We start from the raw sequence: 10,310 nt of genomic DNA on the forward strand, positions 1-10,310 counted from the left end.
AATACAGTGGAATCTCTCAAAAATCAACGCATCAGCTTGTGTTTTTGGAGGTTTCGCCTAAGATACAGCATGTGTTAATATCTGTTCAATGAATCGCCCGTAGAATGGGTATGGGCACAGATTCGCGTCGCCAATCGCCGTACCATTGGGCAGCCGCGCGAAGATCATGGTGCCCGGTGATGGGGTCAAGTTAGAAAAGGGATCAAGATGGCTTATTCGCAAGAGATTTGTCGTGACTACCCGGGGGCGTTTTTATTTCTGGTCGATCAGTCCCGATCAATGCATAAGCCCTTTGGCGTTGATGGGGCGGGCAAGCCGGTGGAGCGCGCAACGGTTGTTGCCGAAGCTCTCAACAGCACCTTGGAAGAAATCGTCAACCGCTGTATGCGCGACGAAGGCGTCAGCGATTATTTTGACGTCGGCATCATTGGCTACGGCAAAACCAGCCGTCCGGCATTTTGCTGGCAGGGCAGTTTGGCTGGCCGCGGCATGGTTCCGATTTCCGAAGTGGCCGATAACGCGATCGTCGAAACCAAAGAAATTGAAACCCTGGTGCGTGACCAGATCGTAAAAGAAACGGTGACCGTTTCACGCTGGGTGGAACCGGTCGCGGCGGAAAGCACGCCCATGAACGGGGCCTTGCAGTTGGCCCGCGCGGCCATTCAAGACTGGATTTTCCGGCACCCCAAATCCTTTCCCCCGATTGTCATCAACATCACCGACGGCATGGCGAACGATGTGTCCAGCGAAGAAGAATTGTTGAACTCAGCGCGGCGCTTGACCAGCTTGAAGACCACTGACGGCAACGTCTTGATGGTGAATTGCCATATTTCCGACAACACCGCGCGTCCGGTGGTGTTCCCGTGGAACGCGCTGGAACTGCCCGACGACACCTATGCCAAGTTGCTGTTTGAAATGTCCAGTGAAATGCCGGATCGCTATCGTTCTGTGATTTGCGAAATTTTTGATCGCGATCTCAGCTCCACTCCGGCGATCCGCGGCATGGCGTTCAACGCCGACGCCATGGCGTTGGTGAAGTTGTTGGACATTGGGACGCGTCAGGCGTTTGTGTTCTCTGAACAGCCTCCCGCCAGCGCGCACTTGCATTCGCTGCAAGCCGTTTAAGGGGTGACGGCGTTGATGCCTTCGTTTCTCAATCGATTCTCAACGCAAAATGAGCCGCTCCAGGATGAGTTTAGCGTGGCTGAAGTTAGCCATGCCGTTTTAAGGGATGTTGGGCGTGCAGAGGGAACTTGGACGGTTCGCGGCCAAACCACCGAAAAGCCTATCAATGACTGCTTTAAGACCGCCGAATCCGTCATTTGGCGCAAAAATGAAGACCGGTTTCGCGTTGCTCAAACGGCCGACGCCATTCTTGCGACCGTCGCTGACGGGGCCGGATCGTCGGGCATGTTTTGCGGCGCTTGGGCCGAAGCCCTGGTGGAAAACCTGCCCCTATCGCCGATTGGCGACGTGCAGGGCCTGAACACCTGGATTGATGGATTTTGGCAAGATTTTTCCACCACCAACAAACAACGCGCCGTTAACGACCCGACCAAGCTGAATAAATTTGTCCGCGAAGGCTCGTGCTCGACCCTCTCGGCGTGTTGGATTGATAAGGGCCAGGTTGGGGACACGCCTTTTTTGAATTGGTTGTGTTACGGCGACAGTCATTTCTGCGCCTTTGATAAAACCCCCAACGCCTTAAGTTTGGCATCCGGCTTTCCCGCGTCTTTGCAGGCCATGGCGTCCGATCCGCATTTGCTCAACTGGAAAGATTTGCCGGACGAAAAGCATTTGCGCACGGGCCGCATTACGCTTTCTCAGTCCACCTTAATCGTGCTGGCTTCCGATGGTCTTGGCGAGTTTTTGCACCTCAGCTACTTAGCCGACGTCTACGCCCGACAATCTGGCGGCGATCATGCGGGGACCTCGGCCCATACCCAGGCGCTGATGACGGAATTTCGTCAATTGCACAATGGCGGCAGCGGCAAGCTGGCCGATTTGGCGCGCAATCACGTGAACCATGCAGGCGATGGCTTTTGGCACCAACTCGACGCCTTAAGCCAAGCCCTTGAAAGCCAAGAAAGCTTTGCCCAATCCATCAAGCAACACCACGCCGACGGTTTGATTTCCAACGATGATGCGACCCTCATCTTAATTGATTTTGAGATGGGGGAAATGGCCGGTGAAATGGGCAATGAAGCGATAGATTTAGCGGGTGAGACATGACATTTCCAATCATCAACGACTATCGACATGCGATCAAAAACGCCGCCAACCGTTTTGCCAATTTGCGGGTGAAGCCGATTTTGGATGCCCATGGCGAGCCGGTCTTTATGGCTGGTAACTTTGCCGCTGTGTTCAAAGCCCGTGTGGCCCCCGGCGATCAAATGGTCGCGATCAAGCTGTTTACCCGTGACCTGCCGCAGTTGGAGATGCGCCAAACCAGTATCGCGAAAACGATTGAACGCCTTGGCGCGCGTTACCTCATCGACGTCGGGTATATGCCGCGCGAAATTTATGTATCGTCCAAAATCGCCGGTGATGCGGAATACCCGTTGGTGGTGATGCCGTGGACCGAAGGCCTGTCCATGGGCAATGTGGTCGAAAAAATGTGCGCCACGCAAAACAAAAAGGGCCTGTTTGCGCTTTCCAAAGCGTGGTCTAATTTATGCCTCAGTATGTTGTCCAGCGGCATTGCCCATGGGGATCTAAAGCACGACAACGTGTTGATCACCTTGGACGGCCAGCTACGCCTGATCGATTACGATTCCATGTATGTGCCGCAATTGAAGGGGCTGAAGTCGGTCCTGATGGGCGGTGCCAGTTATCAGCACCCGCGCCGCAACACCAACCACTTCGATGCCACCCAGGACCATTTTTCGATCCTGGTGATTGCCCTATCATTGCGTGCCCTGACCCTTGATCCGTCCCTGTATGAGGTGTTCAACACCGGCGAAAACATAATTTTGAGCCATGATGATTTTGCCTCGAACATGCAGACGGCCTTGATCCAGAGGCTGCTGGCCAGCCCCGACCCGTTGCTGCGCAGCTGGACTTCGTTGTTGCTGCGGGTTGCCGCTTCGAACTCCATCCAAGTGCCCAGATTGACGCGCATTTTGAAAGATGCCCGCAAAGCCCCCGCTGAGCCCCGCGCGGTCAAGTCAGCCGTTTCTTTTGGCGGTGCGCGCACGAGTGCTATGGCCTAGTCCAAAAGTATAATTTTATCAGTTGTCTACAGTATAATTTGTGATTTCTACAAAGTGTCGAGGGGCTTGACTTCTCGGTAGCCCCGATTAAAATGCCAATCAGGTTTTTTGTCCTCTCCCATGATGCGTGTCACGTAAACGGGAAGAGGGTAGGTTTTTTTTGTTTTTCGGTTCTTAGGGAAAAAAAGATGGCTTTTCAGCTTGTAACGGCTTTGTCGCACAGTGTTCCAGGTATTGGCGTTTTTGGCGCCGTTGTCGGTGGTTCCGCAGCTTTGGCTAAAAACTTAAGAGCGCGTGAAACTGATGGTTTGAGCACCGAAGCTATCGTCGTCGACACGGCCAAAGAAGCCGCCGGCGCGGGTGCTGCTACGGCGCTGAGCGCTGTTGTGGTCGGCATGGTCGGTGGCGGTCTGGTCGTTTCGTTGGCGACGGCGTTTGTCGCGGCGGCTGCGGGTAAATACGCTTGGGACCGTGGTGTCGAGCATTTTGCTGCGATGGATACGGTTGATGCGATGGAAGTCGCGGAATAATTTAGCACGGGCGGTGGGGCTGCCGTGGCGGTGGCCCCCACCATTGGCTATCAAATTATCATGCCATTGTGCTTGCTGTTAGCGAAGACCATGTGAGGCCTGCGCCTGGTGCCTATGCATCGGGGTGGGCCGTTTAAGTGCTAGGGGTGTGTGTTTGTGTCTGCAGGGCTTCCTCAATTGACCACCTGTCACGGATCATAAACAATGAAATCCGAAGAATGGATCATCGGTATTGGCGTTGCTGTGTTGCTGGGCATCGCCGTGATCACAATTTTTGCCGAAGGGTTGTGGGAAGACGAATACCACGATGCTCCAGCCATTGCGGCCGGTACATTTCCGCCCCATCGGGACGGCCGTGAAAAAATTGCCTGCGCCAGTTGCCATGTGGTTTTGGCTCAGGGTACACCGCATACGGGCTCACCCAATGCGACTGGGCCGTTGCCACCGCCACCCATTTTGCCCAACGCCCCCGCGCCGCATGTCGATGGCCGCGAAAAAATGGCCTGCAAAAATTGTCATGTGATTTTGAAGCCGTAATGAGAATCTGATGAACGAATACGTAATCGAGCACTGGCGATGGAACGCCCTGTATCTGCTGTTGGCGACGTCAAGCGTTATCATGACGCTGACGGTCGGCATGCAGCCGTTTTTCCTCAGCGAGATCATTGGCCTTTCCGGGCGTGAAATTGGTTCGATCAACGCCACCATTCAAGTCGCTGCGGAAACCATCGGCTTGGTGTTGGTGGTCTATCTTGGTTATATCTCCGATCGCATCCATCGCACCCAAATCATCTATTATGGATTCGCCGTGGCCATGATGGGTGCCGCTATGGCGCCTTTTAGCGTGCAATTGGGGGCCATCACGGGGATGGGCAGCTTGGGCTTCTATTTGCTTTCGCGGGTGCTGATTTTCCTCGGCATGGGAGCGGTTTGGCCGTTGCTGATTACGTTGGCCGGAGATTACACGAATTTCCATGATCGTCCGCACATCATGTCCAAAGTGTTTTTCATGATGACCTTTGGCGGCGCAGTGATTTACGGTATTTTGATGCAAATCCCGGCGCACGGCGGCGCTTATGTGGTGATGGCGTTGCCCGCCATATTGGCGTTTGCGGGTATGAAGACGCTCAAAGGCAAGTTGAAGGAAGTGGCCCCGTTGTTGGTGGTGCGCAAATATCCTTGGGACCGGGTTAAGGCCGTTTTTAGTGATGAGCCGCGCATGCAACTGACCTTTATTTCGGCCTTTTTTTCGCGCAGTGACATGGTTTTCATCGGCATTTTCTTGATGCTGTGGCTGTTCAGTGAGGCCGATTCCGTTGGCTTGGATCGTGGCGCGGCGGTGTCTCAGGCGGCACTTTTGTTGGGCGTCATTGGGGTGGTGATGTTGGTGGCGCTGCCCATATGGGGCGGTTTTATCAAGCACTTTGGCCGGGTTACGGGGATCGCTGCGGGGATGGCCTTTTCAGCGGCAGGCTTTTTGTTGTTCGGCATCACCGTTGATCCGTTCAGCGCCGCCATTTTGATTCCGGCAATTTTGGTTGGCGTGGGCCAGGCCGGCTGTTTGGTTGCGCCCCAAGTTTTGGCCCTTGATCTGACCCCCAAAGATTTGCGCGGCACACTGCTAGGCATGTTTTATATGATGGGCGGCATCGGAGTGATCTTTTTTGTCCAAAGCGGCGGAATTTTGTTTGACACCGTTGGCCCGCACGCCCCCTTTGTGCTGATCGGCATCGGCAACGTTTTGGTGATGACCTATGCGCTGAGTCTGCGGCCCACCGACACGGGCCATGAGGTTTCGCCGCAACGCAAGCGGGTTGGCTTTAAGCCGGTGGTGTTTGTCATCTGCTTGATGCCGGTGATGGTGCCGTTGATTTGGTTCTTGGACAACGGCGGGGTCATTTCTGGAAGTGCCCTAGGCGGTTTGCCGTTGGGCTATTGGAACCGATACCTGGGCGACTGGGCGTTGAATTTTTTGATCATTTCGCTGTCGCTGCGACCGCTGCGGGAACTCAGCAAGGCGGCCTACCTGGCGCGCTACAACCGGATGGTTGGTCTGTACGCCTTTTTTTATGCGGTGCTGCATGTTGTGACCTATATCTGGCTGGAGTGGGATCTGTCTTGGGGGCACATGTGGGATGACTTCTTCCGTCGTTATTTCATCATCTTCGGCCTGTTCGCGTTCGTCATGTTGACGGTACTGGCGATCACCTCGACCAAGGACTTCACCAAGCACTTGGGCGGCAAAACTTGGAAATTGCTGCATCGTTCGATTTATGCGGTGAACGTTTTAGTGATTATCCACTTCATCATTTCCGCAGCCATCGCCGATTCCAGCCTGATGCGCGCCTTGATCTATACGATTTTGGTTGCAGTGTTGTTGGGCTATCGGGTGCGACAGTTTCTTCAAACCCGAAGCCGTGTTTCGTCCGTAAAGGTTTAAGCGCGCTTATTCGGCTGCGTCGTGGCAAGCGCGCTGATGATGCGGCACTGTGACACCTTGCCACCGGCGCAATCGCTGGCCATACGGCTGAGTTCTTTGCGAAATTGTTTGAGCCGCGCTATCTTTTCATCGACGGCATCAAGGTGGGCCAAGACAATGGCATCGACTTCGTCGCACGGCTGGTCTGGGTCATCGCTAAGCTTGAGCAGTTGGCGGATTTGATCCAAGGAAAAGCCCAGTTCCCGCGAGCGCCGCACAAACCGCGCTCTGTCCACATGATTTTGATCGTAAAGACGCTGGTTGCCCGCGGTCCGGTCCGCGGCGGGCAGGATGCCGATTTGTTCGTAGTAGCGCACGGTCTGCACATTACAGCCGCTGGCGGCGGCCATATGGCCGATGGTGAAATCCTTGGCGGTATTTTTTTTGGGGCTCATGCACATTTGGCCTTGTAGCTATAGTAACTATAGGGATTACCATTATCCTTAATTACAAGACTTAAGCCAATGATTTATGACCCAAGGAACTCCTATGGATACGCTCGCCCTGTTTGCCGACAACATCGTACTCATGACCCTGGACGCGGCCCCTTGGCTGTTGTTTGGCTTGCTGGTGGCGGGGCTCATTCATGCCTGGGTCCCCCAAGACGGCATTGCCCGGTTGTTGGGCGGACGGGGGGTGCGCCACATCGTGATGGGGGCGCTGCTGGGCGCACCGCTTCCGATTTGTTCGTGCGGGGTCTTACCGGCGGCTATTGGCTTGCGTCGAGCCGGGGCATCGCGGGAAGCGACCACTTCGTTTTTGGTTTCCACCCCGGAAACGGGGGTTGATTCGGTGGCCCTGTCATATGCGATGTTGGGGCCATTTTTGGCTTTCGCCCGGCCCATCGCGGCGGTCTTCAGCGCAATCGTCACGGGTTTGTTGATGCGCTTTCTGCCTGGGGAAGAGGCTCTTGAGTTGGTTGGCAAAACTCATACCGTCGCCGCACAGACCTCGTGTTGTTCCAGCGGCAGCTGCGGCGGTGTTCAGGCACAGGCTGCACCGGAAAAAACCGCTCAGTCCCCGGTTCGGCGCACGCTGGGCGGCATTGGCTATGCTTTAACAGACATTTTTGATGATATTGCCCTGTGGTTGGTGGTAGGGCTGGTGTTGGCCGCCACCACCACCACGTGGATCCCCCCCTCAGCCTTGGGTGCCTATGGCAGCGGCATCGGGGCGATGGTGGTAATGGTTTTGGTGGGTATTCCCATGTACATCTGCGCCACCGCATCGACCCCCGTCGCGGCCAGTTTTTTGCTGGCTGGGGTGTCACCCGGTGCGGCCATGGTGTTCATGCTGGCCGGACCCGCAACCAACATTGCCACCTTGGGCGTGGTGCGCCGGGAAATGGGCAATCGTGGCGTCGTTTTGTACCTGAGCGGTATCATTGTCACAGCCATTGTGGCTGGCCTGATGACAGATTTGGCCGCCGAGTCTATGGGCGTGAATATGGCGGTTCAGTTGTCGGGTGAAGGAGAATTCGTACCGATGTGGGCGGCGGCGGGGGCCGCAGGGGTTTTGTTGGCTCTGGGGTTAAAATTGTTCATCCGAAAAATTAGGGCTTTTTTGGGGCGTTTTGGCACCTTGAAATCGCAAAACCCGTGAGGGAATGCGCATTTTTTTGCCCCCCTGGTTAGCCGCTACGGGCGCATCACTTTTGCCACTTGTCGCTGCTTTTGCTCCCGGTCAACAGACCGGGAAAACGCTTACTGACTTGATATAGCTTGATGATGACAAAACACGCCACCGCTAAAACCATCAAGATCCAGGGTTCTTCCGTCATCCGTCTTGAGCCTTTCCTCCCCTTAAAATTTATCTCAGACATAGGGTGCGGGCAGGTCGAGTTCAAGTGAGGATTTTCAACAACCCAGTATTTGCCTTGGGTATAGAGGGGGGTTATCTATCAGGGCCAAATACTGTATCATTAACATATCACGGTTTTTCTGAACGCTTGGTTCATTGCGGCCTTGAGTCGTTTTCGTTTGATGGACATTTTTGACGGTTCGCGTTTGAGCATATTGAAAGCGGCGTGGCGGATGATTGCGAGGCTCAAGGGGGCGTGATCCTTTCTGGTTCGGCATTCGTCCTCACGGAAGGTAACATCGAGTTGCCAATGCAGGTTATTTTCGACGCTCCAATGGGACCGGCAAGCGTTCAAAATGGTTTTGGGGTCAGGCGGTAATGACGAGATATACAGGCGCGTTTCGCTTGATACCTCTCCGCTTTTCTTGTCGGTTCGTGTGGCGATGACGGCTGCGATTGAGGCAAGCCCGGCCCAACCGGAGTGTTGTTCGGTGAGCCACGCGCTGGCATCTGCGACCTGACACGTTCTTTCCTCTATGCGTCCGTGCCCGATGCAGGTGTCGTCGTGACGCGCACACTCCCTGAGCAGGTCCGGGTCGGCGAAGAAGTCGCGCACGTCGTCATGCAAGGTTCCCTGGTTGCCTTTCAGGGCCAGTACATAATCCGCCCCCTTGTCGATGAGCTTAGCGGCGATGAGCTTTTGGGTTCCCATGGCGTCAATGGTGACGATGGCACCGTTCAAGACCAAGGCGTCGAGAAGTTCAGGAATGGCCGTAATTTCATTGCTCTTGGCGTTCACGGCGCGCTGGCCGATCACCAGTCCGGCTTCATGAGCATAAGCCGAGACCAGATGGAGTGCGCCGTCGCCGCCCGCAGCCTGTTTGGAACCCCGCAATGTCTTGCCGTCAATGGCCACACCGCCGCCGACATGGACGCGTAGGCTCTCGACCCAGGCGGAAAAGGCCGTTTCCAGATACTTCGGGTCCAGCAGGCGAAAGATCTTGCGAAACGTCTGGGCCTGCGGAACGCCATGCTCAAAGGGCAGAAATTGTCGAAGCCAGTCGAGTTGTTCGAGGCCCGTCAATTCAATCTCATCAAAATCAGCGGCACGGCAAATCAGCCCAACAAGTGTCGTCAGCAACACCTCGTTCAGGGGATACGTCACCATCCCGGGAACGCGATGGTCTTCAATAATGGAAATGTGGTCCAGAAAACTCAGGATTTCCAGGAACGGTTCCCTGACGACAGGAGCTGTTACTGTCTGATACGGGATCGGCGATGGCCGGACGGGTTTGTCTGCCCCAAATGCGGCAGCAAAGATGCTTTTCTTCTGACCAGTCTGGCATACACCTACGCGTGCAAGGAATGCCGTGGCCATACGTCGGTGACTGCAGGCACGATTATGCACCGGACTAAACTGGCGTTGCGGGTCTGGTTCTGGGCGGCCCATCTTATGGCAACGCATTCGAACGGGATTTCGGCCCGACAGTTGGCGGCGCAGATGGGGATCGCCTACAGTTCGGCATGGTTGCTGGAACAAAAACTGCGGCGTTCGATGATTGATCCAAGCCGAGATTTGTTGGATGGTGTCGTCGAGATTGATCAGACCGAGATACCGTTCCACGACAACGACGCACCCCGGAGCCCACTCAAGACCGGCAAAATCCTGATCATCGAAGCCGTCGAGATTCGTGATAGAACCAGCGGAAAGGCACAGAAACCCAAGCCTCGTGGGTCGAAGTACCTCGACACCCTGTCGGGGCGCTGCCGTCTGGCGGTCATCCCCAGCAACGAGAAGCCGAACATCCACGCTTTCATTGCTACCAATATTGCCCCCGGATCTACCTTAATCTCCGATGGTCACGCTTCAATTCCTGGACTGGAGGGCTACCGGCACGATCCACGTGTCATTGGCAACATGGCGGCGCACATTCCGCTGCAATGGATTCACCGAGTCTTCGCCCTTCTCAAACGTTGGGGCCTCGGCACTTATCATGGTTTTCGCCGCGAGCACATTGATGTCTACCTCAACGAATTCGTCTTTCGCTACAACCGTAGATATTATCGTCATGTGTCCTTTGAAACGATCCTTGGTATCGCCGCAAAGCATGCGCCAGCGTCCTATTGGGACATCGTCGGCCAGAATAATCCTCGCAAAGGCATCACCATGACGCGCCAGAGACCCCGGCGGCGCAAGACGGCAGAAGGTATGCGCGAGGACGGAACCGGCCCTTATTCGCGCGGGAAAAACCCGAAATCATCCGATGATGGGACATCGCGATAAGCCGT

At 55.2% G+C, this 10,310-nt stretch carries 10 protein-coding genes and 1 pseudogene; 8 read left to right on the forward strand and 3 right to left on the reverse strand.

The window, feature by feature from the left end; all coding sequences use genetic code 11:
- Window positions 1-207 precede the first annotated feature (207 nt).
- The 6 genes from BEN30_RS14490 (at window position 208) to mamZ (ending at window position 6,182) form a co-directional block, all read left to right on the forward strand.
- Complete coding sequence (locus BEN30_RS14490; RefSeq protein WP_069959052.1) at window positions 208-1,125, forward strand: hypothetical protein; 918 nt, start codon at window positions 208-210, stop codon at window positions 1,123-1,125.
- Between the two features lie 75 nt (window positions 1,126-1,200).
- The gene (locus tag BEN30_RS14495) at window positions 1,201-2,232 is read left to right on the forward strand and encodes a PP2C family serine/threonine-protein phosphatase (protein WP_069959053.1); all 1,032 of its coding nucleotides are present in this window, start codon (window positions 1,201-1,203) and stop codon (window positions 2,230-2,232) included.
- Window positions 2,229-3,212: a protein kinase domain-containing protein gene (locus tag BEN30_RS14500; protein WP_069959054.1), complete on the forward strand. Its 984-nt coding sequence runs from the start codon at window positions 2,229-2,231 to the stop codon at window positions 3,210-3,212. Before BEN30_RS14495 ends, BEN30_RS14500 begins: the two co-directional genes overlap by 4 nt.
- A gap of 188 nt (window positions 3,213-3,400) precedes the next feature.
- Window positions 3,401-3,742: a magnetosome protein MamC gene (mamC, locus tag BEN30_RS14505; protein ID WP_069959055.1), complete on the forward strand. Its 342-nt coding sequence runs from the start codon at window positions 3,401-3,403 to the stop codon at window positions 3,740-3,742.
- Between the two features lie 204 nt (window positions 3,743-3,946).
- Entirely contained in the window at window positions 3,947-4,279 is a 333-nt protein-coding gene (locus BEN30_RS14510; protein ID WP_069959056.1) for a magnetochrome domain-containing protein, read from the forward strand.
- 10 nt (window positions 4,280-4,289) lie between these two features.
- On the forward strand, window positions 4,290-6,182 hold the full coding sequence (gene mamZ, locus BEN30_RS14515) for a magnetosome biogenesis transporter MamZ (protein ID WP_069959057.1): 1,893 nt from the start codon (window positions 4,290-4,292) through the stop codon (window positions 6,180-6,182).
- Here mamZ and BEN30_RS14520 read toward each other — a convergent pair.
- Window positions 6,179-6,616, reverse strand: a complete 438-nt coding sequence (locus tag BEN30_RS14520) for a MerR family transcriptional regulator (RefSeq protein WP_069959060.1) — start codon at window positions 6,614-6,616, stop codon at window positions 6,179-6,181. The genes mamZ and BEN30_RS14520 overlap by 4 nt on opposite strands.
- 94 nt (window positions 6,617-6,710) lie before the next feature.
- On the opposite strand from BEN30_RS14520, the gene BEN30_RS14525 reads away from it, so the two are divergent.
- Window positions 6,711-7,823 carry an SO_0444 family Cu/Zn efflux transporter gene (locus BEN30_RS14525; RefSeq protein WP_069959058.1) on the forward strand — a complete coding sequence of 371 codons (1,113 nt, stop codon included), beginning with the start codon at window positions 6,711-6,713 and terminating at the stop codon, window positions 7,821-7,823.
- Between the two features lie 46 nt (window positions 7,824-7,869).
- On the opposite strand, the gene BEN30_RS19130 is transcribed toward BEN30_RS14525, so the two are convergent.
- Window positions 7,870-8,001 (reverse strand): hypothetical protein, encoded by a 132-nt coding sequence (locus BEN30_RS19130; RefSeq protein WP_281201842.1) that lies wholly within the window; start codon window positions 7,999-8,001, stop codon window positions 7,870-7,872.
- Window positions 8,002-8,142: 141 nt separating this feature from the next.
- Window positions 8,143-9,294, reverse strand: coding sequence for an ISAs1 family transposase (locus BEN30_RS14530; protein WP_281201843.1), 1,152 nt, complete (start codon window positions 9,292-9,294; stop codon window positions 8,143-8,145).
- On the opposite strand from BEN30_RS14530, the pseudogene BEN30_RS14535 reads away from it, so the two are divergent.
- Window positions 9,202-10,146: pseudogene (locus tag BEN30_RS14535) on the forward strand (IS1595 family transposase); the annotation flags it as partial. The gene BEN30_RS14530 and the pseudogene BEN30_RS14535 sit on opposite strands and share 93 nt — an antisense overlap.
- Between the last annotated feature and the right edge of the window lie 164 nt (window positions 10,147-10,310).

This window comes from Magnetovibrio blakemorei (assembly GCF_001746755.1).
In the GTDB taxonomy this organism is placed as follows: domain Bacteria; phylum Pseudomonadota; class Alphaproteobacteria; order Rhodospirillales; family Magnetovibrionaceae; genus Magnetovibrio; species Magnetovibrio blakemorei.

Excerpts from the sequence above, each read along its gene's own strand:
- BEN30_RS14490 (WP_069959052.1), top strand. The coding sequence starts at position 208 with ATGGCTTATTCGCAAGAGATTTGTCGTGACTACCCGGGGGCGTTTTTA.
- BEN30_RS14500 (WP_069959054.1), top strand. The coding sequence starts at position 2,229 with ATGACATTTCCAATCATCAACGACTATCGACATGCGATCAAAAACGCC.
- mamC (WP_069959055.1), top strand. The coding sequence starts at position 3,401 with ATGGCTTTTCAGCTTGTAACGGCTTTGTCGCACAGTGTTCCAGGTATT.
- BEN30_RS14510 (WP_069959056.1), top strand. The coding sequence starts at position 3,947 with ATGAAATCCGAAGAATGGATCATCGGTATTGGCGTTGCTGTGTTGCTG.
- mamZ (WP_069959057.1), top strand. The coding sequence starts at position 4,290 with ATGAACGAATACGTAATCGAGCACTGGCGATGGAACGCCCTGTATCTG.
- BEN30_RS14520 (WP_069959060.1), bottom strand. The coding sequence starts at position 6,616 with ATGAGCCCCAAAAAAAATACCGCCAAGGATTTCACCATCGGCCATATG.
- BEN30_RS14525 (WP_069959058.1), top strand. The coding sequence starts at position 6,711 with ATGGATACGCTCGCCCTGTTTGCCGACAACATCGTACTCATGACCCTG.
- BEN30_RS19130 (WP_281201842.1), bottom strand. The coding sequence starts at position 8,001 with ATGACGGAAGAACCCTGGATCTTGATGGTTTTAGCGGTGGCGTGTTTT.